General features: G+C 70.3%; 24 protein-coding genes. 12 read left to right on the top strand and 12 right to left on the bottom strand.

Features of this window, described 5'->3' with window-relative positions:
- Positions 1-11: 11 nt before the first annotated feature.
- A complete protein-coding gene (locus RAB71_RS20340; protein ID WP_010343720.1) occupies positions 12-1088 on the bottom strand; it encodes an aromatic ring-hydroxylating dioxygenase subunit alpha in 1077 nt (358 codons plus the stop codon).
- A 327-nt stretch (positions 1089-1415) separates the two neighbouring features.
- Here RAB71_RS20340 and RAB71_RS20335 point away from each other — a divergent pair, with 327 nt between their 5' ends.
- From RAB71_RS20335 to pcaC, 8 genes are all read left to right on the top strand, one after another.
- Entirely contained in the window at positions 1416-2105 is a 690-nt protein-coding gene (locus tag RAB71_RS20335; protein WP_010343719.1) for a 3-oxoacid CoA-transferase subunit A, read from the top strand.
- On the top strand, positions 2093-2764 hold the full coding sequence (locus RAB71_RS20330; protein ID WP_029562203.1) for a 3-oxoacid CoA-transferase subunit B: 672 nt from the start codon (positions 2093-2095) through the stop codon (positions 2762-2764). Before RAB71_RS20335 ends, RAB71_RS20330 begins: the two co-directional genes overlap by 13 nt.
- Entirely contained in the window at positions 2761-3969 is a 1209-nt protein-coding gene (pcaF, locus tag RAB71_RS20325) for a 3-oxoadipyl-CoA thiolase (protein ID WP_010343717.1), read from the top strand. The genes RAB71_RS20330 and pcaF overlap by 4 nt, the downstream gene beginning before the upstream one ends.
- Before the next feature lie 86 nt (positions 3970-4055).
- Positions 4056-4775, top strand: a complete 720-nt coding sequence (gene pcaH / locus RAB71_RS20320; protein WP_010343716.1) for a protocatechuate 3,4-dioxygenase subunit beta — start codon at positions 4056-4058, stop codon at positions 4773-4775.
- A gap of 4 nt (positions 4776-4779) precedes the next feature.
- Positions 4780-5337, top strand: coding sequence for a protocatechuate 3,4-dioxygenase subunit alpha (pcaG, locus tag RAB71_RS20315; protein ID WP_010343715.1), 558 nt, complete (start codon positions 4780-4782; stop codon positions 5335-5337).
- A gap of 66 nt (positions 5338-5403) precedes the next feature.
- Positions 5404-6756: a 3-carboxy-cis,cis-muconate cycloisomerase gene (locus RAB71_RS20310; RefSeq protein WP_010343714.1), complete on the top strand. Its 1353-nt coding sequence runs from the start codon at positions 5404-5406 to the stop codon at positions 6754-6756.
- Between the two features lie 111 nt (positions 6757-6867).
- Positions 6868-7647 carry a 3-oxoadipate enol-lactonase gene (gene pcaD, locus RAB71_RS20305; RefSeq protein WP_010343713.1) on the top strand — a complete coding sequence of 260 codons (780 nt, stop codon included), beginning with the start codon at positions 6868-6870 and terminating at the stop codon, positions 7645-7647.
- Between the two features lie 40 nt (positions 7648-7687).
- Complete coding sequence (pcaC, locus tag RAB71_RS20300; protein WP_010343712.1) at positions 7688-8080, top strand: 4-carboxymuconolactone decarboxylase; 393 nt, start codon at positions 7688-7690, stop codon at positions 8078-8080.
- Positions 8081-8096: 16 nt separating this feature from the next.
- Here pcaC and RAB71_RS20295 read toward each other — a convergent pair whose 3' ends face one another.
- A complete protein-coding gene (locus RAB71_RS20295) occupies positions 8097-8543 on the bottom strand; it encodes a helix-turn-helix domain-containing protein (protein WP_010343711.1) in 447 nt (148 codons plus the stop codon).
- Positions 8544-8675: 132 nt separating this feature from the next.
- On the opposite strand from RAB71_RS20295, the gene RAB71_RS20290 reads away from it, so the two are divergent.
- Positions 8676-9953: an MFS transporter gene (locus RAB71_RS20290; protein WP_010343710.1), complete on the top strand. Its 1278-nt coding sequence runs from the start codon at positions 8676-8678 to the stop codon at positions 9951-9953.
- On the opposite strand, the gene RAB71_RS20285 is transcribed toward RAB71_RS20290, so the two are convergent.
- The 3 genes from RAB71_RS20285 to RAB71_RS20275 form a co-directional block, all read right to left on the bottom strand.
- Positions 9847-10716, bottom strand: a complete 870-nt coding sequence (locus RAB71_RS20285) for an IclR family transcriptional regulator C-terminal domain-containing protein (protein WP_029562202.1) — start codon at positions 10714-10716, stop codon at positions 9847-9849. The two genes, RAB71_RS20290 and RAB71_RS20285, sit on opposite strands and share 107 nt — an antisense overlap.
- Positions 10717-11306: 590 nt before the next feature.
- Positions 11307-12344 carry an NADP-dependent oxidoreductase gene (locus RAB71_RS20280; RefSeq protein ID WP_010343708.1) on the bottom strand — a complete coding sequence of 346 codons (1038 nt, stop codon included), beginning with the start codon at positions 12342-12344 and terminating at the stop codon, positions 11307-11309.
- A complete protein-coding gene (locus RAB71_RS20275) occupies positions 12341-13300 on the bottom strand; it encodes an aldo/keto reductase (protein ID WP_010343707.1) in 960 nt (319 codons plus the stop codon). Before RAB71_RS20275 ends, RAB71_RS20280 begins: the two co-directional genes overlap by 4 nt.
- Positions 13301-13473: 173 nt before the next feature.
- Here RAB71_RS20275 and RAB71_RS20270 point away from each other — a divergent pair, with 173 nt between their 5' ends.
- A complete protein-coding gene (locus RAB71_RS20270; RefSeq protein ID WP_010343706.1) occupies positions 13474-14331 on the top strand; it encodes a class I SAM-dependent methyltransferase in 858 nt (285 codons plus the stop codon).
- 85 nt (positions 14332-14416) lie between these two features.
- The gene (locus RAB71_RS20265; protein ID WP_010343705.1) at positions 14417-14953 is read left to right on the top strand and encodes a pseudouridine synthase; all 537 of its coding nucleotides are present in this window, start codon (positions 14417-14419) and stop codon (positions 14951-14953) included.
- 197 nt (positions 14954-15150) lie between these two features.
- On the opposite strand, the gene RAB71_RS20260 is transcribed toward RAB71_RS20265, so the two are convergent.
- Positions 15151-15561, bottom strand: a complete 411-nt coding sequence (locus tag RAB71_RS20260) for a hypothetical protein (RefSeq protein WP_010343704.1) — start codon at positions 15559-15561, stop codon at positions 15151-15153.
- 115 nt (positions 15562-15676) lie between these two features.
- A complete protein-coding gene (gene hrpB, locus RAB71_RS20255; protein ID WP_244170801.1) occupies positions 15677-18301 on the bottom strand; it encodes an ATP-dependent helicase HrpB in 2625 nt (874 codons plus the stop codon).
- 97 nt (positions 18302-18398) lie between these two features.
- On the opposite strand from hrpB, the gene RAB71_RS20250 reads away from it, so the two are divergent.
- Positions 18399-19196 (top strand): TatD family hydrolase, encoded by a 798-nt coding sequence (locus RAB71_RS20250; protein ID WP_010340561.1) that lies wholly within the window; start codon positions 18399-18401, stop codon positions 19194-19196.
- Positions 19197-19531: 335 nt separating this feature from the next.
- On the opposite strand, the gene RAB71_RS20245 is transcribed toward RAB71_RS20250, so the two are convergent.
- The 5 genes from RAB71_RS20245 to RAB71_RS20225 all read right to left on the bottom strand — a co-directional run bounded on the left by RAB71_RS20245 (position 19532) and on the right by RAB71_RS20225 (position 23728).
- Entirely contained in the window at positions 19532-20035 is a 504-nt protein-coding gene (locus RAB71_RS20245; protein ID WP_010340560.1) for a hypothetical protein, read from the bottom strand.
- 181 nt (positions 20036-20216) lie between these two features.
- Entirely contained in the window at positions 20217-21161 is a 945-nt protein-coding gene (gene panE, locus RAB71_RS20240; protein ID WP_010340559.1) for a 2-dehydropantoate 2-reductase, read from the bottom strand.
- A gap of 168 nt (positions 21162-21329) precedes the next feature.
- Positions 21330-22361, bottom strand: a complete 1032-nt coding sequence (locus RAB71_RS20235; RefSeq protein ID WP_167397485.1) for an OmpA family protein — start codon at positions 22359-22361, stop codon at positions 21330-21332.
- 129 nt (positions 22362-22490) lie between these two features.
- Positions 22491-23099, bottom strand: coding sequence for a hypothetical protein (locus RAB71_RS20230; RefSeq protein WP_010340557.1), 609 nt, complete (start codon positions 23097-23099; stop codon positions 22491-22493).
- Positions 23099-23728, bottom strand: a complete 630-nt coding sequence (locus tag RAB71_RS20225) for a TadE family protein (RefSeq protein ID WP_010340556.1) — start codon at positions 23726-23728, stop codon at positions 23099-23101. The genes RAB71_RS20230 and RAB71_RS20225 overlap by 1 nt, the downstream gene beginning before the upstream one ends.
- Between the last annotated feature and the right edge of the window lie 19 nt (positions 23729-23747).

The raw sequence follows: 23747 nt of genomic DNA, 5'->3' as shown, positions 1-23747 counted from the left end.
CTGGCGGCGGTTCATCCGACCATGCGCAGCTGCAGGTCCTGGTTGCGCTGCTCGGCGGCGACCATGCGTTCGATCAGCCGCCGCGCCCACATGCCGCCGGCATCGACGTTGAGGTTGTAGAACATATGGTCCGGATGCGCGTCGATGGCGCGTTGCTGCGCCTCCAGCACCAGCTCGTCCTCGCCGAACACGCCGGTGACGCCGTCGCGCAGGCGCGTGGTGATCGACTGCTCGTGCAGCGAGTGGTTGCGCACGAACGCCCAGAAGTAGTGACAGGTACGGTCGGTCTCGGGGGTGATGGTGTTGAGCACGTAGCCGTTGACCCCGCGCGAGCGATCGCCCTGCGGCGCGCCGCTGCCGGCCACCGCCACGCCGACGTCGATGGCGATGGTGCAGGGCGCCTCGAAGCGGATGATCTGCCAGCGGTCGACCTTGCCGCGGTAGCCGTGCGCGTGTTCGATCTGCCACGCCCAGAACGGCGGCGGGTCGATGTCCAGCATCCAGCGCGAGACCACCGTGCTGCGTTCGCCGTGGACCACGTCGAACGGCGCCTCGGCGACCTCGTCCTGGCCGATGCTGGAGCCGTGCACGAAGGTCTCGTGGGTTAGGTCCATCAGGTTGTCCAGCACCAGCCGGTAGTCGCACTTGACGTGGATGGTGCGGCCGTCGCCGGCCCAGGCCGGGTCGTCGTTCCAGTGCAGGTCCGGCACCAGTGCGGGATCGGCCAGCGCCGCATCGCCCGGCCATACCCAGACGTAGCGGTGCCGTTCCACGGTGGGGAAGCGGCGCACGCAGGCGGACGGATTGATGGTGTCCTGCGAGGGCATGTGCACGCAGCGCCCGTTCGCGTCGTAGACCAGGCCGTGGTAGCCGCAGACCACGTCGTCGCCGCGCAGCCGGCCCATCGACAGCGGCACCAGCCGATGCCAGCAGGCGTCCTCGAGCGCGGCCACGCGGCCGTTGCTGGTGCGGTACAGCACGATGTCCAGATTGCACACCTTGCGCGGCAGCAGCGCGTGCTTGACCTCGTGATCCCAGGCGATGGCGTACCAGGCATTGAGCGGAAATGCCGGAGCGGACGACTGCATGGCGGCGACCTCGATTGTGTATACAACAGGCTGGGGAAGATCCTTGCGTGTTGCGGGCGCGTGAGCACGAATACACTGCCGTCGCGCCGTCGCCCGATGCGGGACGACAGCCAATGTATACAACAGGGCGGGATCGGCACGCCGTTGCCATGGCGTTAAATTGTTCGTTTATCGAACTATGCATCCGATAATCGGATTGACCGCCCGCCGGAGCGGGCCTAACGTGGCCTCCCGAAGCGACCTGGAGGAGGATGTCGTGGCAGACCCCGTAATGCGCCTGCGCCCCCGTGCGCTGCGCCCCCGGCCGGCGACGGCGGAGCGGCGCCGATGATCGACAAGACCCTGGACTCGTGCGCTGCGGCGGTGGCCGACATCCACGATGGCGCCACGGTGATGATCGGCGGCTTCGGCACCGCGGGCATGCCCGATGCGCTGATCGATGCGTTGATCGCGCAAGGTGCGCGTGAACTCACCATCGTCAACAACAACGCCGGCAACGGCGAGACCGGGCTGGCGGCGCTGATCAAGCACAAGCGCGTGCGCAAGATCGTGTGCTCGTTCCCGCGGCAGAGCGATTCGCAGCATTTCGACGCGGCCTACCGCGCAGGCGAGCTGGAACTGGAGCTGGTGCCGCAGGGCAACCTGGCCGCACGCATTCATGCCGCCGGCAACGGCCTGGGCGCGATCTTCACCCCAACCGGCTACGGCACCGAACTGGCCGCCGGCAAGGAGACCCGCGAGATCGACGGCCGCCACTACGTGCTGGAGTATCCGATCCGCGCCGACTTCGCGCTGATCAAGGCGCACCACGGCGACCGCTGGGGCAACCTGGTGTACCGCAAGACCGCGCGCAACTTCGGCCCGTTGATGGCGATGGCCGCCACCTGCGCGATCGTGCAGGTGGAACAGGTGGTGGAGCTGGGCGCGCTGGATCCGGAAGCGGTGGTGACGCCGGGCATCTTCGTGCAGCGGCTGGTGGCGGTGCGCACCGCACAGGAGGATGCATGCACGCATTGAACGGGCGCGGCATCGACCGCAACGCGCTGGCCGCACGGGTGGCGCGCGATATCCCCGAGGGCGCCTACGTCAACCTGGGCATCGGCCTGCCGACCGCGGTGGCCAACTTCCTGCCGGCGGACAAGGAGATCTTCCTGCACAGCGAGAACGGCCTGCTCGGCATGGGGCCGGCGCCGCCGCCGGGCCAGGAAGACCTGGACCTGATCAACGCCGGCAAGCAGCCGGTGACGCTGCTGACCGGCGGCTGCTATTTCCACCACGCCGACTCGTTCGCGATGATGCGCAGCGGGCGCCTGGACGTGTGCGTGCTCGGCGCGTTCCAGGTGTCGGTGCATGGCGACCTGGCCAACTGGAGCACCGGCGCGGCCGATGCCATTCCCGCGGTCGGCGGTGCGATGGACCTGGCGATCGGCGCCAAGCAGGTCTACGTGATGATGGAACTGCTGACCAAGCGTGGCGAACCCAAGCTGGTCAACGTGTGCAGCTATCCGTTGACCGGGCTGCGCTGCGTGTCGCGGGTGTACACCGACCTGGGCGTATTCGCGCTGGGGCCGGACGGCGCGCGCGTGCTTGAACTGGTCCCGGGCGTGAGCCTGGACGACCTGCGCCAGGCCACCGGGCTGGCGCTGACCCTGGCAGATTCCACGGAGGCGGCATGAACGAGGCCTACATCATCGACGGCATCCGCACGCCGATCGGCCGCTACGGCGGCGCCCTGGCCGGGGTGCGCGCGGACGACCTCGGCGCGGTGCCGCTGCAGGCGCTGCTGGCGCGGCAACCGCAGCTGGATCCGGCGCAACTCGACGACGTCTACCTGGGTTGCGCCAACCAGGCCGGCGAGGACAACCGCAACGTCGCGCGCATGAGCCTGCTGCTGGCGGGCCTGCCGTTCAGCGTGCCGGGCAGCACGGTCAACCGCCTGTGCGGTTCCGGCCTGGATGCCATCGGCACCGTCGCGCGCGGCATCCGCGCCGGCGAGCTGGGCCTGGCCATCGCCGGCGGCGTCGAGTCGATGTCACGCGCGCCGTGGGTGATGGGCAAGGCCGACAGCGCCTTCGCCCGCAACCAGCAGCTCGAAGACACCACCATGGGCTGGCGCTTCGTCAATCCGAAGCTGCAGCAACTGTATGGAGTGGAGCTGATGGGCGAGACCGCCGAGAACGTGGCCGCACGCTACGGCATCTCGCGCGAGGACCAGGACGCCTTCGCCCTGCGCAGCCAGCAGCGCACAGCCGCCGCGCAGGCCGCCGGCTTCTTCGACGGCGAGATCGTGCCGGTGACCGCGCCGGGCAGGAAGCGTGGCGAGACCGTCGAGGTCAGCGTCGACGAGCATCCGCGCGCCGACACCACCCTTGAGGCGCTGGCCAGGCTCAAGCCGATCTTCCGCCAGCCGGGTACGGTCACCGCCGGCAATGCCTCGGGCATCAACGATGGCGCCGCCGCGCTGCTGCTGGCCAGCGACGCGCAGGTGCAGGCGCTGGGCCTGACGCCGCGCGCACGCGTGCTGGGCTTCGCCAGCGCCGGCGTGGAGCCGGCCTACATGGGCATCGGCCCGGTGCCGGCCACGCGCAAGCTGCTGGCACGGCTGGGGCTGTCCATCGGCGACTTCGACGCGATCGAACTCAACGAAGCCTTCGCCGCGCAGGGCCTGGCCTGCCTGCGCGAACTCGGCGTCGCCGACGATGCCGCGCACGTCAACGCCAACGGCGGCGCGATCGCGCTCGGTCACCCGCTGGGCATGAGCGGTGCGCGCCTCGCCCTGACCCTGCTGCGTCAGCTCGAGGCCAGCGGTGGTCGCCGCGGGCTGGCGACCATGTGCATCGGCGTCGGCCAGGGCGTGGCGCTGGCGATCGAGCGGCTGTAGCCGCTCGCCCCATCGACGCTGCGCCGCATACGCCTGCATCATTCTTCCAGCCAACCGGCTCCGCGCGGAGCCAGCGAGACCGCACGATGCGCGACGACACCCCCATCGATCCCCTGCTCGGCTATCGGCGCCCGTACCCCGGGACGCAGCCGGCCTACCTGCACCCGCCCTACGCCTCCACCGGCGCGCGCGGCCCGACCCGCGATCCGATCGCGATCCCGCTGACGTTGTCCGAAGCCACCGGCCCGACCCTGGACCGCACCACCCTCGGCGAACACGCCGCCGATCTCACCGCCGGCTTCCCCGGCGCGCCGCTGGGTGAGCGCATCATCGTCAGCGGGCGCCTGCTCGACGAGAACGGCAAGCCGGTACGCAACAGCGTGGTCGAGGTGTGGCAGTGCAACGCCGCCGGCCGCTACCTGCATGCCGGCGACCAGCACGACGCGCCGCTGGATCCCAACTTCACCGGCACCGGCCAGGTGCTGACCGACGAGCACGGCCGCTACCGCTTCACCACCATCAAGCCCGGCGCCTATCCGTGGCGCAACCACTACAACGCCTGGCGCCCGGCGCACATCCATTTCTCGCTGCACGGCGACGGCATCGGCCAGCGCCTGGTCACGCAGATGTATTTCCCTGGCGACCCGCTGCTGGCGTTCGACCCGATCTTCAACTGCGTGGAGGACCCCAAGGCGCGCGAGCGCATGGTCTCCGCGTTCGACTGGGAGACCACCGCCAACGAGTTCGCGCTGGGCTACCGTTTCGACATCGTCCTGCGCGGACGCAAGCAGACCCCTTGGGAGTGAGGCGATGAGTTTCCAGGCAACCCCTTCGCAGACGGTCGGCCCCTACTACCGCATCGGGCTGGAGCCGCTGTACCGCACCGAGATCGCGCCGGCGCAGGCGCAGGGCACCCACGTGGAGATCGTCGGCAGCGTGTTCGACGGCAACGGCGTACCGGTCGGCGATGCACTGCTGGAGATCTGGCAGGCCGATGCCGCCGGCATCTACGACCATGCCGCCGATCCGCGCCGCGGCGACCACGACCCCGCCTTCCATGGCTGGGGCCGGGTACCGACCGACGCGCAGGGCCGCTTCGCCTTCCGCACGGTCAAGCCCGGCCGTGTCGCCGGGCCCAAGGGCCTGCAGGCGCCGCACCTGGTGGTGCTGGTGTTCATGCGCGGCCTGCTGCGCGCCGCGCCGACGCGGCTGTACTTCGGCGACGACGACCTGGACGGCGACGCGATCCTGGCGCAGGTGCCGGCCGAGCGCCGCGCCACCCTGATCGCGCAACCACAGCCGCCCAACCGCTACCAGTGGGACGTGCGCATGCAGGGCGAGCACGAGACCGTGTTCTTCCGCTACTGAGCGCAGCGACATCCCGCACAGGCCGCAGCGGTTACGCTGCATGATCTCTCCACCGCCTACGAACCGATGAGCGTCTCCGAGTCCCTGTTGCGTCCGCTGTTCGGCGATCCGGCCGTCGATGCGCTGTTCGACGACCGCGCCCGTCTGCAGGCCATGCTCGACGTGGAAGCGGCGCTGGCGCTCGCGCAGGCACACTGCGGCGTGATCCCGGCCGACGCGGTGGCGCCGATCGCCGCCGCCTGCGATGCCGCGCGCTACGACCTGCCGGCGCTGGCCGCCGCCACCGCGTTGGCCGGCAATCCAGCCATTCCCTTGGTCAAGGCGCTCACCGCGCAGGTCGCCGCCACCGATGAAGACGCCGCGCGCTGGGTGCACTGGGGCGCGACCAGCCAGGACATCATCGACAGCGGCGCGGTGCTGCAGCTGCGCGCCGCGCTCGACCACGTGGAAGCGCAACTCGACGCGCTGTGCACGGCGCTGGCGGCGCTGGCGCAGCGCGAGCGCGACACCGGCCTGCCCGGGCGCACCCTGTTGCAGCAGGCGGTGCCGGTGACCTTCGGACTGAAGGCCGTAGGCTGGCTGGACGCGCTGCAGCGCAGCCGCCGACGCCTGCAGGCGCTGCGCGAAGATGCCCTGGTGCTGCAGTTCGGCGGCGCCGCCGGTACCCTGGCCGCGCTGCAGTCGCAGGGCCTGGCCGTGGCCGAGGCGCTGGCGGCGGAGTTGCGCCTGCCGTTGCCGGCGCTGCCCTGGCACGCGGCCCGCGACCGGATCGGCGAGATCGGCGCGGCGTTCGCGCTGCTCGCCGGCAGCCTCGGCAAGATCGGCCGCGACGTCGCCCTGCTGATGCAGTCGGAAGTGGCCGAGGCGTTCGAGCCGGCGGCAGCGGGCAAGGGCGGCTCCTCGGCGATGCCGCACAAGCGCAATCCGGTCGGCTGCGTGGTTGCGATCGCCGCGGCCACGCGCGCGCCGGGCTTGCTCGCGACCCTGTTCGCGGCGCTGCCGCAAGAACACGAGCGCGCGGTGGGCGGCTGGCATGCCGAATGGGAGACCCTGCCGGAACTGGTGCGTCTGAGCGCCGGCAGCTTGGCGCAGGTGCGGGTGCTGGCCGAGGGCCTGGAACTGGACCGCGCGCGCATGGCCGCGCATCTGGACAGCCACGGTGGCCTGCTCTACGCAGAAGCCGTGGCGGTGACCCTGGCCGCGCACCTGGGCAAGGCCGCCGCGCATGCACTGGTGGAAACGGCGGTGCGTCGTGCGCTGGCCACGCAGCAGCACTTGCGCGCGGTGCTGGCCGAGGAACCGCAGGTGACCGCGGTGCTGGTGCCGGCGCAACTGGATGCGATGTTCGCCAGCGACAGCTGGCGCGGCATGGCCGCGGTGTGGATCGAGCGCGTGCTCGCCGCGCAGTCGCGCGGGTGAGGCGCCGCGCCGTGCCTGTCTGCCGCAGTGTCGGCGACACGTTCTAGACTTGTCGGTGCCGCGCGGTTCCGTGCCGCCGTGACCTCTTCCACTTTCCTGCGAGCGCCGCCCATGCCCATCCTCGACCTGCCCACGCATCGTCTGCATTACCGCATCGACGGCAGCGAAGGCCGTCCGTGGCTGACCCTGTGCAACTCGCTCGGCACCGACCTGCACATGTGGGACGCGCAGATCACCGCGCTGTCGCCGCACTTCCGCGTGCTGCGCTACGACCGTCGCGGCCATGGCGCGTCCACCACCCCGCCGGCGCCCTATGCCATCGCCGACCTCGGCGGCGACGTGGTGGCGCTCTGGGATGCGCTGTCGATCGAGCGCAGCCATTTCTGCGGCCTGTCGATCGGTGGGCTGACCGGGCAGTGGCTGGGCCTGCACGCGGGCGAGCGCCTGCTCAGCCTCGCCCTGTGCGCCACCGCGGCCAAAATCGGCAGCGCCGAGAGCTGGCAGGCGCGCATCGAGCAAGTGCGCGCCGAGGGCCTGGCGCCGCTGTGCGACGGCACCCGCACGCGCTGGTTCACCGGGGCCTTCGCCGAGGCGCAGCCGGCGACCGTCGAGGCGATCCTGGACAGCTTCCGCGCCACCGATGCGCAGGCCTACATCGGCTGCTGCCAGGCGCTGGCCGAGGCCGACTTCCGCGCGCGCCTGGGCGAGATCCGCGTGCCGGTGCTGGCCGTGGCTGGGCACGACGATCCGGTGTGTCCGCCGGCCGATCTGCAGACCATCGCCGCGCAGGTGGCGCAGGGCGAGGATGCCGAGGTGCACGGCCGCCACCTGTGCAACGTCGAGTCGCCGCACGCCTTCAACGACGCGCTGCTGCGCTTCCTGCTGCAGTAGACCGCGCCTGCCTTTTTCCCACGTTTCAGGAGTCGCCCCGATGCACGAGAACGAACGCTACGTCGCCGGCCTGCAGGTGCGCCGCGCGGTGCTCGGCGATGCGCATGTCGACCGCTCGCTGGCCGCACGCACGCCGTTCACCGAGGAATTCCAGGAGTTCATCACCCGCACCGCCTGGGGCACGGTGTGGACCCGCGAGGGCCTGCCGCGGCACACGCGCTCGCTGCTGACCCTGGCGATGATGGTGGCGCGCGGTCACGACGAAGAATTCAAGCTGCACGTGCGCGCCGCGCGCAACAACGGCGTCAGCGCCGACGAGATCAAGGAAGTGCTGCTGCAGGCGGCGATCTACTGCGGCGTGCCCGCGGCCAACCACGCCTTCGCCCTGGCCGCGCCGATCCTGGCCGAGCAGGCCGCCGAAGGCGGCGCTTAGCGCGCGCCGCGCGCGCTCAGCGCACCTTCCGCACTTCGGTGACCGCCGGGCTCAGCCGCGTGCCATCGGCGGCGCGCGGCTGCATGCGCGCGACCGGCTTGCCGCTGCGCGTGTCGATCAGCACCGAGTGGCGCTCGCCGTGGTCGAACAGATGCCGTTCGCCCCATTGCCGCAGCGCCAGCACCACCGCGAACAGGTCCTCGCCCTTGGCGCTCAGCGCGTACTCGCGGTAGGCGCTGCCGTCGGACGCCTCGCGCGTCTCCAGGATGCCGGCCTCGACCAGCTTGCGCAGCCGGTCGGCCAGGATGTTGCGGGCCATGCCCAGGCTGCGCTGGAAGTCGCCGAAGCGGCGCACCCCATCGAAGGCATCGCGCACGATCAGCAGTGACCAGCGGTCGCCGATCAGGTCGGCGCTGCGCGCCACCGGGCAGGGCGACGCGGGCAGGGCAGGGCGGGACGGCATCGGCGTTTCCGGTCGGCGCTCGGTGGCGGTGGTTGCATTTTAAAACCTATCGGCCTAGCCTGAAACAAGTTTCGTTTTGAAACTTGAATGGGTGAGTTTTCGATCATGCACTCCGTCACCGCGGTGCCCTCCATGCCGCGTCGTCTGGTCTGGCTGTTCGCCATCGCCAGCGGCCTGAGCGTGGCCAACGTCTATTACGCGCAGCCGCTACTGGATGCGCTGGCAACGGATTTCCGCATCGGCCCGGCAGCGGTGGGCGGCGTGGTCAGCGCCGCCCAGGTCGGCTGCGCGCTGGCCCTGCTGTTGCTGGTGCCGCTAGGCGACCTGGTGGAGCGCCGGCGTCTGATGGCAGCGCAGGCGCTGGGACTGGTCGCGGCGCTGGTCGCGGTGAGCGTGGCGCGGTCGGCGCCGGTGTTGCTGGCCGGCATGCTCGCCGTCGGCATGCTGGGCACGGCGATGACTCAGGGGTTGATCGCCTATGCCGCCAGCGCCGCGGCGCCGCAGGAGCAGGGGCGGGTGGTCGGTGCGGCGCAGGGCGGCGTGTTCATCGGCCTGTTGCTGGCGCGGGTGTTCGCCGGCGCCGTCAGCGACCTGGCCGGCTGGCGCGCGGTCTATGCCGGCGCCGCGGCGCTGATGCTGGCGCTCGCGCTGCCGCTGTGGCGCTGGTTGCCGGCGCTGCCGGTGCCGCCGCAGCCAGTGCGCTATCTGCGCCTGATCGCATCCATGCTGACGCTGCTGCGGCAGGAGCGTGTGTTGCAGGTCCGCGGCGTGCTGGCGCTGTTGATGTTCGCAGCGTTCAACATCTTCTGGAGCGCGTTGGTGCTGCCATTGCGCGCACCGCCGTACGCGTTCTCGCACACCGCCATCGGCGCCTTCGGTCTGGTCGGCGCGGTCGGTGCGCTGGCGGCCGCACGGGCCGGGCACTGGGCCGACCGCGGCCATGCCCAGCGCACCAGCGCCGCGGCGCTGGTGGTGTTGGTGCTGGCCTGGTGGCCGCTGGCGTGGCTGCCGCACTCGCTGGCCGCGCTGCTGCTCGGCATCGTCCTGCTCGACCTGGCCGGGCAGGCGTTGCACGTCACCAGCCAGAGCATGATCCTGCGCGGCCGGCCGCACGCGCATGGCCGGCTGATCGGCCTGTACATGCTGTTCTACGCGGTGGGCAGCGGACTGGGCGCGATCGGCACGACCGCGACCTATGCCCAGGCGGGTTGGACCGGCGTGTGCCGCCTGGGGGCAGCGGTCAGCCTGCTGGCGCTGCTGTTCTGGTGGGCAACGCGGCGGCTCGGCGCGGCGCCCGCGGCGCTCAGTCGAGCACCCGGCTCAGGCGCTGTGCCGCCTGCCGCAGTGCCGGCAACACCGTGCTCTGCAGGCTACCCAGGGTCATCCGCGCCACCGAGCTGCCCACGTTGAGTGCGGCGACCACGCGGTCCTGGCGGTTGCGCACCGGCACCGCCACCGAGCGCAGGCCGATCTCCAGTTCCTGGTCCACCACTGCATAGCCATCGCGCTGCACGCGCTCGAGCAGGGTCTGGAACTGCGCGCGGTCGGTGACGGTACGCTCGGTGCGCGGGCGCAGCGGGTTGCGCTCCAGATAACTGTTCAAGGTGTCGCCCGGCTGCGCCGCCAGCAGCACCCGGCCCATCGAGGTGCAGTACGCCGGCAGGCGGCTGCCGGCGCGCAGGCCGATCGACATGATCCGCACGGTTTCCGCACGCGCCACGTACAGCAGGTCGTCGCCGTCGAGCACGCCCAGCGAGCAGGATTCGTGCAGGTCGTCGCGCAGCGCATCCAGCACCGGCTGCGCCGCCACCGACAGCGCGGCGGTGGACAGGTAGCCGCTGCCGATGCCCAGCGCGCGCGGCAGCAGCACGTAGCCGCGGCCGTGGGTGCCGGCGTAGCCGAGCTTTTCCAGCGTGTACAGCACGCGCCGCACCGCTGCGCGCGGGATGCCGGTGTCGGCGCTGAGCTGGGCCATGCTGACGTCGCGGCTGTGCTGGCCGAAGGCGCTGAGCACGGCCAGGCCGCGCGCCAGCGAGGTCATGAAGTTCGGATCGCCTCCGCATTCGCCGATGCGCCGCATCAGTTCCGCGGCCAGGCCGCGCTCGGGTGGGGTGGGAGCGGTGGCGGCACGCGCGGTGCGGCGTGCGCGAGGGGGACGCGGGGAATCGGACATGGAAGCGGCGGCGGCGGCGATGCGTCCGATGGTAGTGGTTGCATCAGTGGGCGTCGATGCCGAAGAGGCAGACGGGCGCGGCGGCAGCCGCTCCTACGGTTTTTTTTCGTCCGACACGCAAATCTCAAGCGAAAGCAAAGGCTTTCGCCCTGACGGGCGAGTTACTTTTCTTTGCTCGCGCAAAGAAAAGGTAACCAAAAGAAAGCGCGCCCTGCCTTGCGCCCTCCGCGCTGCGCGCTCCGGGTCCGCGTCCATCACGGGGATCCGCGGAAGGGGCATCCTGCCCCTGCCGCGGACGGCGCACATCCTTGTGCGCAGCCCTTCGGGTTTTTCCCCGCGCTGGCCGCCGCTTCGGAAGGGAACCCGGTAAGTCAAAAACAAGGGCAAAAGCAACAGCCGAAACCAAGCGATCGCGACTCCTACAGCGACTGGCGATGATCGGTGTCCGGGCGGGATGTGGGGAGGGACTCCCGTCCCTTTTTGTGGGATCAGTCCCGACTGATTCCGAGGTAGATCGTCCGTCTACTCCGTTCGTCGTGGTCGCATGACAGTTGACTCCCACAGATCCACCAGCCTCGGACCTTGTGGCCTCAGTCGCCCAGCCGCACCACCAGCTTGCCGAAGTTGCCGCCGCTCAGCATGTCGATGAAGGCCTGCGGCGCATTCTCCAGGCCGTCGACGACGTGTTCGCGGTAGCGCACGCGGCCATCGGCCAGCCAGGCGCCCATTTCGCGCAGGAACTCCGGATACAGTTTGACGAAGTCGCCGACGATGAAGCCGCGCAGGGTCAGGCGCTGGCGCAGCACCTGGCCCATCAGCGCCGGCAGCCGGTCCGGCCCCGGCGGCAGCGCGCCGTTGGCGTTGTAGGTGGCGATGGTGCCGCACACCGGCACGCGGGCGAAATCGTTGAGCAGCGGCAGCACCGCGTCGAACACGTGGCCGCCGACATTCTCGAAGTACACATCGATGCCGTCGGTCGCGGCGGCGCGCAACTGCTCGGCGAAGTCCTTGGCGCGGTGGTCCAGGGCCACATCCACGCCCAGTTCCTCGCGCAAATAGCGGCATTTTTCCGCGCCACCGGCGATGGCGATTACCTTCGCCCCGCGCAGTTTGGCGATCTGGGCCACGGTGGCGCCGACCGGGCCGGTGGCCGCGGCGACCGCCACGGTCTCGCCCGATTGCGGCTTGCCGATTTCGTGCAGGCCGGCATAGGCGGTGAAGCCGGGCATGCCGTACACGCCGAGCGCGGTGCTCGGCGGCAGCGGCGAGTTGGGATCGAGCTTGCGCCGCAGGCTGGCGCCGTCGACGACCAGATGGGTCTGCCAGCCGCCGTTCTGCACCAGCACCAGATCGCCCGGCGCGTGGTCGGGGGAGTTGGATTGCAGCACCTCGGCCACGGTGCTGCCGACCATGGTCTCGCCCAGTTGCACCGGCGGCGCGTAGGAGGGCGCATCGCTCATGCGCCCGCGCATGTACGGGTCCAGCGACAGCCAGCGGTTGCGCAGCAGCACCTGGCCGGGGCCTGGCGCCTCGAGCGGCACCTGTTCGGTGCGGAAGTTGTCGGTGCCCGGCGCGCCCTGCGGGCGCGAGGCCAGCACGATGCGGGTGGTCTGGGTGGGGGCGGTCATGCGGTTTCCTCACTTGCGGTATTCAGTTGCGCGATGTCTTCGGCCGACAGTTGCAGGCGCACGGCGGCGAGCAGGTCCTGCAGTTGTTCCAGGCTGGTCGCGCTGGCGATCGGCGCGACGATGCCGGGCCGCGCCATCAACCAGGCCAGCGCCACCTGCGTGGGCGTGGCGGCATGCTTGCCGGCAATGTCGTCGAGTGCGGCGAGGATGCGCAGGCCGCGCGCATTGAGATAGCGCGCGACCACGCTGGCGCCGCGCGCCTGGCTCTTGCCGGCGTCTTCGGCGCGGCGGTACTTGCCGCTGAGGAAGCCGCTGGCCAGCGCGTAGTAGCACAGCACGCCCAGGCCCTGTTCGCGCACCAGCGGTTCCAGCTCGGCCTCGTAACCGGCGCGGTCATAGAGGTTGTATTCCGGCTGCAGCGTCTCGTAACGGGGCAGGCCATACTGCGCCGAGACGTTCAACGCCTCGCGCAGGCGCGCGGCGCCGTAGTTGGAGGCGCCGATCGCGCGGACCTTGCCCTGCTCGATCAAGCGCCCGAACGCTGCCAGCGTCGCTTCCAGCGGTACCGAATCGTCGTCCTCGTGCGCCTGGTACAGATCGATGACGTCGGTCTGCAGGCGCTGCAGCGAGTCCTCCGCGGCGGCGGCGATGTTGTCGGCCGACAGGCCCGGGCGTTCGGCCCATTTGCCGACCTTGGTCGCGATCAGCACCTTGTCGCGCTTGCCGCTGCGCTTGAGCCACTGCCCGATCAGAGTTTCCGATTCGCCGCCGTGGTTGCCGGGCACCCAGGCCGAGTAGATGTCGGCGGTGTCGATGAGATTGCAGCCGGCCTCGACGAAGGCATCGAGCAGGGCGAAGGAGGTCTTGGCGTCGGCGCTCCAGCCGAACACGTTGCCGCCGAACGCCAGCGGTGCCGCATGCAGGCCGGAGCGGCCGAGTTCGCGCGTGTGCAGCATGGAAAACGTTCCACTGTGGGGGAGGCGACAGGATAGTCGCCAGGGGTTGGGCGGTCGTCAAATGCTCGCGAAAACATCGTTCTGTAGACGTGATTCGCGCTAACGGAAGCGCAACATTCGTCGGTATCGAGCCGCGTGCTAGGCTCGCGCCACCTCTCTTGCGGATGCCTGCCATGACGCTTCGAACCTCGCTCGCCTGCGCCTGCACCCTGGCCGTCGCCACTGCCTTGCTCGCTCCAGCGGCGCAGGCGATCAAGCCCGCCGATACCGCGACGCTGCCAGCGCCGGACGCGGCGTTGCAGACGGCGATCGACGGCAGCTGGCGCGACCGCGCCAACGTCGCCCGCGACGCCTACCGTCATCCCGGCCAGACCCTGGCGTTCTTCGGCATCAAGCCGACCCAGACGGTGATCGAGGTCACCCCGGGTAGCGGCTGGTATTCCGAGATCCTGGCGCCTTACCTGCGCGAGCGCGGGCAGTACATCGCCGCGGTGGTCGATCCGGCGGCCGTGCCGGAAGGCCGCGGCCGCGATTACCAGCAGAAGGCGCGCGCCGGCCTGGAGCAGAAGTTCGCCGCGGCACCGGCGCAGTACGACCACGCGCGCATCGTCGCGTATGCGCCGAACGCCCCGGTGTTCGGCCCGCCCGGCTCGGCGGACCTGGTGCTGACCTTCCGCAATGTGCACAACTGGCGTATGGCCGGCCAGGCCGAGGGCATGTTCAAGGGCTTCTACAACGTGCTCAAGCCCGGCGGCGTGCTCGGCGTGGTCGAGCACCGCGCCAAGGCCGACGTGCCGGCCGACGACAAGAGCGGCTATGTCGGCCAGGCGCAGGTGATCGCCATGGCCGAGGCGGCCGGCTTCAAGCTCGCCGGCAAGAGCGAGGTCAACGCCAATCCGCGCGACACCAAGGATTATCCGGGCGGTGTGTGGACGCTGCCGCCGAGCAACCAGCACGAAGCCGCCGACGACGCCAAGTACCAGGCGATCGGCGAGAGCGACCGGATGACCCTGAAGTTCGTCAAGCGCTGAGCCGGCGCACGGGCGACGCGGCGCGGACGCATGGGACAATGCCTGCGCCGCGCCGTGCGGCGCAGGCCCGCCGCCGTTCCCGCCGATGCTGATCGCCTTCAACAAGCCCTTCAACGTGCTGTGCCAGTTCACCGACCGCAGCACGCCGCCGCGGCGCACCCTGGCCGAGTTCGGCCTGCCCGCTGACGTTTACGCGGCCGGACGCCTGGACTACGACAGCGAGGGCCTGCTGTTGCTGACCGACGATGGCGCATTGGCGCACCGTCTTACCGATCCGCGGCACAAGCAGCCCAAGACCTACTGGGTGCAGGTGGAGGGCACGCCGCAACCGGAACAACTGCAGCGCCTGCGCGAGGGCGTGCTGTTGAACGATGGGCCGACCGCGCGGGCGGAGGTGACGTTGCTGGAGGCGGCGCCATCGCTATGGCCGCGCGATCCGCCGGTGCGCTTCCGCAAGAGCGTGCCCGATGCCTGGTTACAAGTGGTGTTGCGCGAAGGCCGCAACCGCCAGGTGCGGCGGATGACTGCAGCGGTCGGCCTGCCGACGCTGCGCCTGGTGCGTGCGGCGATGGGCGCGCACCGCCTGGGCGGACTGGCACCGGGCGCGTGGCGCGCGCTGTAACGCGTGCGGTGCCGTGTGACGCGTAGGAGCGGCTTCAGCCGCGACCGAGGCGTTACCGATGTTTTCCGGTCGCGGCTGAAGCCGCTCCTACGTTAGAAAGAAGAGCAAGGTCGCAGCGAATCCATAAAAAAAGCGACCGGGATCTCTCCCGATCGCTGCGTGCGACGCTGCGGCGACCGTCAGGCCGCTCGCGCAACTCACTCTTCAGTGGCGTCCTGCGCGGCCGCGGCGCGGCGCGTGCCACGGGTGCTGGCGGCGCTGCGGCGCGCACCGACATTGCCGCGCTTGTTGGCCGCTTCGATGCGCTGGGCATTGCCTTCGATCGGCGCACCCTTGTCGCGCTGGCGCTTGCGGTAGATGGCGTAACCCAGCAGGCCCACGCCCACCGCGGCGGCGGCGATGGCCACGGCCGGATTGCGACGCACCGCGGTGCGCGCGACCTTGGTGCCGGTCTTCACCGCACCCAGCGCAGCGCCCGCCTTGAGCGCACCCACCGCCTTGCCCGACTGCAGCCACTTGTTCGCCTGCGGGCCGAAGTGCTTGAGGCTGTCGCCGGCGTGACTGGCGAGATCCAGGGCGCGATCGGTGATGATGGTCAGCTTGCTCATGGGCGTCCCCTACTGGCAGGAATGAAGGGCTGCAGTGTCGCCCTCGTACCGTATACGGGGCGTTAGCGCAGCGCCGTGGATTCGTCTGCCCGCTGAATGCGGTGCGCCTGACCCACTAGGTGCCGCGCGGCTTGGCGCGGTGGCTGGCGGTGGCGGTCCACGGGTCGTCCGGCCACGGGTGGCGCGGGTAGCGACCCTTCATTTCCTTCTTCACTTCCGGATAGGTGCTAGACCAGAAATTGCGCAGGTCCTGGGTGACCTGCAGCGGCCGCCCGCCGGGCGAGAGCAGGTGCAGCAGCAGCGGCACGCGGCCGTCGGCGATGCGCGGGGTGTCGGCCATGCCGAACAGCTCCTGCAGCTTGACCGCCAGCACCGGCGGCTGCGGCTGCCCGGCGTGGTCCAGGCTGTAGTCGATGCGCCGTTCCATGCCCGAGGGCACCGCGATGCGCACCGGGGCATGGCGGTCGATGGCCTGGCGGCGGTCCCAGGGCAGTCGCGCCTTCAGTGCCTCGCCCAGTTCGTCCTCGCCGAGCGCATCGAGCCGGGTCTTGCCGGCGAAGGCCGGGCGCAGCCAGTCGTCGAGGCTGTCCAGCAGCGCGGCATCGCCCAGGTCCGGCAGGTCCAGTTCCGGCATCCACTGGCGCAGCCCGGCCACCCGCGCGCGCCACTGCGTCAGGCCCTCGCCCCAGGGCAGCGCCTGCAGTCCCAGCTCGCGCACTGCCTCGGTCAGCGCCGCGGCCGCCTGTGCCGGCGCGACGCGACCGGCGGGGCGACTGTCGAGCACGATGCGGTCGAAGCGGGTCTCGCGCAGCGCGCTCAGTGCGCGCCGCTCGGCATCCCAGCGCACCACGTCCTCCTGCGCGAAGCGCTGTGGGAACTGCGCGCGCAGGTAGCGCTCGTCCACCGGCGCGGCGCGCAGCAGCAGCGCGTCCTTGGCCTCGTGGCGCAACTCGGTGACGACCAGCCAGGGCTCGCCGCGCAGGTCGCTGTTGTCGAACAGGCGCGCGCTGCGGCCGTTGGCCAGCAGGTAGCGCAGCGGATCGTTGGGATGGCGGGTGCCGATGCGGTCGGGAAAGGCGTGCGCCAGCAGATCGCCGAGTTCGTGCGCCTCCACGCTGTCCGGCGCGGCGGCATCGCTGCGCAGGCGCCGCCGCCACTGCTTGGCCGCCGCGTCGATCGCGGCCAGCGCGCCACGGTTGGCGTCGTGCGGCACGCGGCCGCGGCGGAACGCGGCCAGGGCGCGCCAGCGTGCGGCCAGCGCATCGCCGCCCTGGCGCAGCGGGTCGCGCGCTTCGATCAACGCGGCGAGGTCGCAGGCCAGCGCCTGCGCGCGCGCATCGCCGGCGGCCAACAGCATCGCCGCCAGCCGCGGATGCGTGCCCAGCGCGAGCATGCGCCGGCCGCTGGCGGTGATGGTCCCGTTGGCACCGAGCGCGCCCAGCCGCTGCAGCAGCTCGCGGGCGGCGGCCAGCGCGCCGGGCGGCGGCGGATCGACGAAGCGCAGCCCATCGCTTCCCCAGGCGGCCAGTTCCAGCGCCAGCCCGGCCAGTTCCACCTGCAGGATCTCGGCGCGGCGTTGCGCTTCCAGGCGCTGCGACTGCGGCCACAGCCGGTAAGCCCAGCCGCTGGTGACGCGGCCGGCGCGGCCGGCGCGCTGGTCGGCCGAGGCCTGGGCGATGGTGGTGACGTCCAGCCGCGAGAAGCCGCTGTTGGGATCGTAGTGCGGCTCGCGCGCCAGCCCGGCGTCGATCACCACGCGCACGCCGGGCAGGGTCACCGAAGACTCGGCGACGTTGGTCGCCAGCACCACGCGCCGCCGCCCCTGCGGATCGGGCTGCAACACCTTGGTCTGCTGCTCCACCGGCAACTCGCCATGCAGCGGCAAGACCTCCACCTCGCTCCCTTCTCCCTGCGGGAGAAGGTGGCGCGCAGCGCCGGATGAGGGTACGCCAAAGGCGGTGCCGGCTGGGGTAGAGCCCGACGCGGCACCTGCTGGAGCAACACCCACCACCGCACCACCCCCAACCTCCGCCGCCTCCAGCGCCGCCTGCACCCGCCCGATCTCGCGCTGCCCGGGCAGGAACACCAGCACGTCGCCCGGATGCTGTTGCAGCGCGTGCTCGACCGCGCGCCGGGCCTGCGCTTCCAGCGACTCCTCGCGCCGCGCCGGGAAATGCGCGATCTCCACCGGGAAGCTGCGCCCGGCGCTGGAAAGCCGCGGGGCGTCGAGGAACTGCGCCAGGCGCTCGCCGTCCAGGGTGGCCGACATCACCACGATGCGCAGGTCCTCGCGCACCTGCGCCTGCACGTCCAGGGCCAGCGCCAGGCCCAGGTCCGCGGCCAGGTGGCGCTCGTGGAACTCGTCGAACAGCAACGCGCCGACGTTCTCAAGCATCGGGTCGTCCTGCAGCATGCGGGTCAGGATGCCCTCTGTGACCACCTCGATGCGGGTGCGTGCGGACACCTTGTTCTCGAATCGGATGCGATAGCCCACCGTCTCGCCCGGCGCCTCGCCACGCTGCCGGGCCATGAAGGTGGCGGCACTGCGCGCGGCGACCCGGCGCGGTTCCAGCATGACGATGCGCCGGCCGTGCAGCCACGGCGCGTCGAGCAGCGCCGGCGGCACCTGGGTGGTCTTGCCGGCGCCGGGTGGGGCTTCCAGCACCAGGCGCGGGTGGGCAGCGAGGCTGTCGCGGAGTTGCGGCAGCAGCGGATCGATCGGAAACACGGCGGACGTCATCGGCAAAGGATACGTGGCCGCCGCGCCGCCGTGGAGCGGCGACAGGCGCGTGGCCCGTACAATTGGCTGCTGTCCCGGCTGATTCCCGCGCAAGCGCATGACCCTGATCGACATCGGCGCCAACCTCACCCACGAGTCCTTCGACCGCGACCGCGACGCGGTGCTGCAGCGCGCCCGCGCCGCCGGCGTCGCGCAACTGGTGGTCACCGGCGCCAGCCGCGAGCACTCGCCGCTGGCGCTGCAATTGGCGCAGCAGCATCCGGGCGTGCTGTACGCCACCGCCGGCGTGCATCCGCACCACGCGGTGGAATACACCGCCGAATGCGACGCCGAACTGCGCGCGCTGCATGCGCATGCCGAAGTGGTGGCGGTGGGCGAATGCGGCCTGGACTACTTCCGCGACTTCTCGCCGCGGCCGGCGCAGCACCGTGCGTTCGAGCGGCAACTGCAACTGGCGGTGGATACCGGCAAGCCGCTGTTCCTGCACCAACGCGACGCCCATGCCGACTTCATGGCGCTGATGCGCCAGTTCGACGGCAAGCTCGGCCCGGCAGTGGTGCATTGCTTCACCGGCAGCCGCGAGGAACTGTTCGACTACCTGGACCGCGACTGGTACATCGGCATCACCGGCTGGCTGTGCGACGAGCGCCGCGGCGCGCACCTGCGCGAGCTGGTGAAGCACATCCCCGCCGAGCGGCTGATGATCGAGACCGATGCACCGTACCTGCTGCCGCGCACGCTCAAGCCGACGCCGAAGGACCGCCGCAACGAGCCGGCGTTCCTGGCGCATATCGTCGAGGAACTGGCACGCGACCGTGGCGAAGACGTGGCGACGGTCGCCGCCGCCAGCACCGCTGCCGCGCGGACGTTTTTCCGCTTGCCGATGCCGGCCTGAGGACGTCGACGCGACCGGTTTCGTGTTTGCGGATTCGTGATTGGGGATTCGTAAAAGCGCGCTTGGCTTTACACGTCTTTTGTAGGAGCGGCTTCAGCCGCGACCGGCCAACCGGTCGCGGCTGATGGCCCGGCGGTCATACCGACCCTTTGCGCGACTCTGCTGGCCGATGCGCCGCTGGAGATCCTGGACGGAGTGGGCTGGCATTTTCTTGTGGGAGGGACTTCAGTCCCGACGCCTGACGGTGTCAGTCGGCGCTGGGCTTGATCCGTCGCGGCTGAAGCCGCTCCTACGTGGGTAACGTGAGTCGGCATGCCGGGTGGCAACCACCCGCCTCAATCGACTTGCGCGTCCTCCCGCTTCGCTTCCGCCATCGCTTCCGGCTCCAGTTCCTCGGCGCTGCGGTTGAGCTTGACGAACACGCCCCAGGCGACCAGCAGCAGCGCCGCGCACAGGCCCACGGCAGACGCGTAGGGCAGCTTGGACGGATCGTCGTGCATCAGTTCGAAGATCGACACCAGGGTCTCGATCGCCAGGGCGATGACGATGACCACGAAGAACCGCGACAGGTAGCGACGCACCCGGGTCGGTCCACTGACCTTGACGTCGCGCTGTACTTCTTCCTCGTAGATGGTCTGGCCCAGTTCCAGGGTCACCAGCGCCACGGTGAGCAGGCCGATCGCTTCCAGCACCACGTTGAAGCGGTCGCGCACCACCAGCTCGCCGCCCGGCGTCAGGCCGTGCCATAGCTCGAGCACGGCCATGCAGATCAGTCCGGCCGCGCACAGCAGGAACAGCAGGATGATGAGGAAATGCCCGCCGCGGAACAGTTTTTCCATGCGCGTGCCCGTCGCTCGCCCCTGTGTGGTGGGCGAGCATAGGCGCCAGGCGCGTCAGCGGCGCGCGAAGACGCAGCGCCGCCCTCGGGACGGCGCGGGTACGACGTTGCCCGGAGCACCGTGGCTGGCATGCGCAGGGCAGGAGCGCGTTGCGCGCAGCACTGGTGTCCCGCGGCAAACCTCAGCGCGCGGGCAGACCGGCCTGGTAGGCCTGCAGGTGGCAGTACGCGGCCATCAGCAGCGGTGCTTCATGCCCGGCGGTACGGGCGCGGACCAGCATGTCGCCGACGATCTGCTGCGCCTCCACCTGCTGCCCGGCCTCCAGGTCGCGCAGCATCGACGCCTTCATCGGCGAGCCTGGCTGCGTCAGCAGGTGCAGCGCGCTGGCCTGCGCCGCCTCCGGCACCGGTTCGCCGGCCGCCGCGGCCACCGCCGTGCATTCGGCATACAGGCCGTGCACCAGCGTCACCCCATCGTCGCTGGCGACGATGCGCCCGATCGGCGCACGCATCAGGCAGGTGGCCGCGGCCAGCGCGGTGAGGAAGGTGTACTTGATCCATTGCTCCTGCGCGATCCGCGGCGTGGCCAGATGGTCCACGTCTGCCTGCGCGCAGGCCTCGGCTAAGGCGCGCACGCGCGCGCTGTCGGCGCCGCGGCCGTCGCGCTCGCCGAAGGTCAGCGAGGCCGGCTTGGCCAGGTGCTGGATCGCGCCGTCGGCATCCAGTACCGCGCTGATGAAGCACAGCCCGCCGACGACCCGCTCCGCACCGAAGCGCGCATCCAGCGCCCGATAGTGGCGCAGGCCATTGAGGATCGGCAGCACGCTGGTGTCCTCGTGGACCGCCGGTGCCACCGCCTCCAGCGCGCTCTGCAGGTCGTAGGCCTTGCAACTGAGCAACACCAGATCGAACGGCCGCGCCTGCGCGGCGCCGGGTAGCGTGTCGGCGGTGAGCGTACTCACCGCGATCGCCGCGTCGCCGCGTGGGCTGCGGATGCGCAGGCCGTCGCGCTGCAGGCGTGCGGCCCGCGGCGGCCGCACCAGGAAGCTGACATCGACGCCGGCCTGGGCCAGGCGTCCGCCGAAGTAACCGCCGGTCGCGCCGGCGCCGAGAATCAGGATACGCATGAGACGTGGATCGCCATGGAGTGGGAGGCGTCCGACTGCGGAAACGCATGCCGGCAAACGAGCGCGCGTGCGGTCCTGTCGACGATGCGGCGCAATCGGTCATGCCGTTGCGCCGCACCACGACCCGCACGCATCAGGGTGACCGCATGCCGCGGTACCCGGTGCGGCTCAGCTCTTCTTCACCAACTCGACGCGGCGGTTCTGCGACTTGCCTTGCTCGGTCGCATTGTCCGCCACCGGGTCGGCATCGCCGAAGCCGGCCGCGGTCAGGCGCGACGCGTCGATACCCTGCGCGACGAGCGCGGCGACCACCGCCTTGGCGCGTCCCTCCGACAGCGTCTTGTTGTGCGCGGCATCGCCGCTGCCGTCCGTATAGCCGTTGACGGCCAGCTTCAACGCGGCGTCCTGCTTGAGCAATTGCACGACCTGCGCGATCTGCGGCTGCGAGTCGGGCAGGATGTCGGTCTTGTCGGTGGCGAAGTTGACGTGCAAGGCCACCTTGCCGGTCTTGTCGATCTGCGTCTTCAGTTCGCTGGCCGGCAGCAGGCTGGCGGTGACCTGCAGCGGCTTGGTCTCGGCAATCAGCAGGCCTCCACCGAACTGGTAGCTGCACAGGTGGATCCAGATGTCGCGGTCGGCGCGATGCACCACGAAGACCTGTGCCGGATTGTTCCAGATGTCGCCAAGGCCGCTGTTGTACTTGGTGGCGACATCGCGCGGCCACTCCTTGATCTTCTGCGTCGCCGCCTCGGGAATCCGGCCGTCGAAGATCTTCTTGCCGCCGAGTGCGGTCACGACGGCCTCGATGTTGCGGGACAGTTCCAGGTCGGAGAAGGTCTTGCCCTGCGCCGCATCGATGTGCGCCGACCAGACCTTGCCCTCGACCGGCTGCAGCCGATCGCCGGTCCAGAACGGCACCTGGTCGAAGTCCGCGACGTCCGGCGTGCTGCCGGTGACGTAGCCGGTGGGCAGTGCGATGTACGGAAAATCTCCCAGTGCGACGTCGGACACCGGCAAGCTGGCCGGATCGAATGCCGTGCTGGCGGTAGCGTGCTGCGTGGACGCGTCCTGCGTGGCGCTGGCGGTCGCCGCGGGGGGCGCCGCCTGATCGTCGGGATGCGCGGGCTGCTCATGCTTCTTGCAGGCGCTCAGGCTTGCGATGGCGGCCAGGGCCAACGTCGCCGCTACTGCTCTTTTCACGGAGATACTCCTTGTCGGGGGACGAACCAATCTAGTGTAACGGCGCGATCGGCCGATCTTGCTGCAGAACCATGAATCCGCGTCGACCAAGAGTGGGCGACGTGCGCATGGATTGCAGGTGACGCGGGATCAGTGCGCGAGGTCGGGCGGCTGGAACAAGGCATCCGGCTGCGGGCCATAGTCGACGCGTTGGATGTCCCAGTGCTGTTGCTGTTCCAGTCCGGTCTTGCCGCGATAGGCGAGCACCAGGCCGGTCTCGCGGTCCAGCCACATCGTGCCTTGCCGGGTTCTGCCCGGCCCATCCGGATTGGCCAGGCGGTACCGCCATTGCACCGCGTCGCGGCCCGCGCGCAGGCCGCTGTCGCCACGCTGGCAGTCGGCGAACATGCCGAGTCCCGCGCAGGGTTGCTCTGGATCGAAGCGTAGCGGCCAGCGCATGCCGGGAACGGGCATGGCACCCCCTTGCTGGCCCACGATCCAGCCGGTGGGCGCACCCTTTGCCAGGATCAGCGCATACGACCGACCGCCGGCATCCTGGAACTGGATCCGCAACGCGTCGTCGCGAAAGAACACCGTCGCCGGCTGCACCGCACCGCGCGGCTGGATCCGGCTCAGGCCGCCAAGTTCGTTGGTGCTGACCTGCGCCACGCCGGAGAACGCGGCGTCCTCGGCGCACGCCGAGCCGGCAATGATCTGGGACAGCAGTGCAACGCACGCCAGCAGCGCGAGACGGGGCATCACTTGTCGAGGTTGCCTTGCGTGTAGATCGGCGACTGCATGCGCACGATCGCATAGCTCTCGATGGGCAGGCGTCCGGTGAGCGGCTGCAGCGGAGAGGCTTCGAACGTACCTGCTTTCAGGTACTGCGATTTCCCGCCCAGCACCCAGCCGACGAAGGGCACCACCAGTGGCGCGTCGTAGACCACCTTGATCTTGAGGATGTTGGCGTCCTGCACATTGACGCCGCTGCTGCCGATCGCATCGCTGCGATAGGCGAGCGTGTCGTTCGGCAACGCGTACTGGCCGTTGTACTGACGTTCGCGGAAGTTGCTCCACGCGGCCCGCGTGGGATTGATCACGGTGATGTGGCCGTGCAGGGTGAGGTCGGCGAATGCCTTGGCGTATGCCACTTCGAGCGCGGCCTGGCCGGTGTCGTGGGCGTACAGCGGCATCATGCCCTTGGCGAAGCCCTTGCGCATCTCCATGCGGTCCACTCCGCTCACCGCACCCGCGCGCGCCGCCATCAGCGCGGCGTAATCGAGCGTGGATTTCATGCGGTACAGCAGCACCGCCTGGATGACCGCAAGCAACAGGAACAGCAGCACCGGCGTGATGATCACCAGTTCCACCATGGATTGGCCGCGCATCGACGTGCGACTGCGGAGT

This window comes from Xanthomonas sacchari (assembly GCF_040529065.1).
GTDB classification, from domain to species: Bacteria; Pseudomonadota; Gammaproteobacteria; order Xanthomonadales; family Xanthomonadaceae; genus Xanthomonas_A; species Xanthomonas_A sacchari.
Note: the sequence above shows the minus strand (reverse complement) of the source record. Positions and strands in the feature narration are given on the sequence as shown.

What these genes read in the sequence shown, in the direction of transcription:
- RAB71_RS20340 (WP_010343720.1), bottom strand. Translation starts at nt 1,088, where the DNA reads ATGCAGTCGTCCGCTCCGGCATTTCCGCTCAATGCCTGGTACGCCATC.
- RAB71_RS20295 (WP_010343711.1), bottom strand. Translation starts at nt 8,543, where the DNA reads ATGCCGTCCCGCCCTGCCCTGCCCGCGTCGCCCTGCCCGGTGGCGCGC.
- RAB71_RS20290 (WP_010343710.1), top strand. Translation starts at nt 8,676, where the DNA reads ATGCCGCGTCGTCTGGTCTGGCTGTTCGCCATCGCCAGCGGCCTGAGC.
- RAB71_RS20335 (WP_010343719.1), top strand. Translation starts at nt 1,416, where the DNA reads ATGATCGACAAGACCCTGGACTCGTGCGCTGCGGCGGTGGCCGACATC.
- RAB71_RS20265 (WP_010343705.1), top strand. Translation starts at nt 14,417, where the DNA reads ATGCTGATCGCCTTCAACAAGCCCTTCAACGTGCTGTGCCAGTTCACC.
- RAB71_RS20230 (WP_010340557.1), bottom strand. Translation starts at nt 23,099, where the DNA reads ATGCCCCGTCTCGCGCTGCTGGCGTGCGTTGCACTGCTGTCCCAGATC.
- RAB71_RS20310 (WP_010343714.1), top strand. Translation starts at nt 5,404, where the DNA reads ATGAGCGTCTCCGAGTCCCTGTTGCGTCCGCTGTTCGGCGATCCGGCC.
- RAB71_RS20285 (WP_029562202.1), bottom strand. Translation starts at nt 10,716, where the DNA reads ATGTCCGATTCCCCGCGTCCCCCTCGCGCACGCCGCACCGCGCGTGCC.
- hrpB (WP_244170801.1), bottom strand. Translation starts at nt 18,301, where the DNA reads ATGACGTCCGCCGTGTTTCCGATCGATCCGCTGCTGCCGCAACTCCGC.
- pcaD (WP_010343713.1), top strand. Translation starts at nt 6,868, where the DNA reads ATGCCCATCCTCGACCTGCCCACGCATCGTCTGCATTACCGCATCGAC.
- RAB71_RS20225 (WP_010340556.1), bottom strand. Translation starts at nt 23,728, where the DNA reads ATGCGCGGCCAATCCATGGTGGAACTGGTGATCATCACGCCGGTGCTG.
- RAB71_RS20270 (WP_010343706.1), top strand. Translation starts at nt 13,474, where the DNA reads ATGACGCTTCGAACCTCGCTCGCCTGCGCCTGCACCCTGGCCGTCGCC.
- pcaH (WP_010343716.1), top strand. Translation starts at nt 4,056, where the DNA reads ATGCGCGACGACACCCCCATCGATCCCCTGCTCGGCTATCGGCGCCCG.
- RAB71_RS20245 (WP_010340560.1), bottom strand. Translation starts at nt 20,035, where the DNA reads ATGGAAAAACTGTTCCGCGGCGGGCATTTCCTCATCATCCTGCTGTTC.
- RAB71_RS20275 (WP_010343707.1), bottom strand. Translation starts at nt 13,300, where the DNA reads ATGCTGCACACGCGCGAACTCGGCCGCTCCGGCCTGCATGCGGCACCG.
- RAB71_RS20250 (WP_010340561.1), top strand. Translation starts at nt 18,399, where the DNA reads ATGACCCTGATCGACATCGGCGCCAACCTCACCCACGAGTCCTTCGAC.
- panE (WP_010340559.1), bottom strand. Translation starts at nt 21,161, where the DNA reads ATGCGTATCCTGATTCTCGGCGCCGGCGCGACCGGCGGTTACTTCGGC.
- RAB71_RS20280 (WP_010343708.1), bottom strand. Translation starts at nt 12,344, where the DNA reads ATGACCGCCCCCACCCAGACCACCCGCATCGTGCTGGCCTCGCGCCCG.
- pcaC (WP_010343712.1), top strand. Translation starts at nt 7,688, where the DNA reads ATGCACGAGAACGAACGCTACGTCGCCGGCCTGCAGGTGCGCCGCGCG.
- RAB71_RS20260 (WP_010343704.1), bottom strand. Translation starts at nt 15,561, where the DNA reads ATGAGCAAGCTGACCATCATCACCGATCGCGCCCTGGATCTCGCCAGT.
- pcaF (WP_010343717.1), top strand. Translation starts at nt 2,761, where the DNA reads ATGAACGAGGCCTACATCATCGACGGCATCCGCACGCCGATCGGCCGC.
- RAB71_RS20330 (WP_029562203.1), top strand. Translation starts at nt 2,093, where the DNA reads ATGCACGCATTGAACGGGCGCGGCATCGACCGCAACGCGCTGGCCGCA.
- pcaG (WP_010343715.1), top strand. Translation starts at nt 4,780, where the DNA reads ATGAGTTTCCAGGCAACCCCTTCGCAGACGGTCGGCCCCTACTACCGC.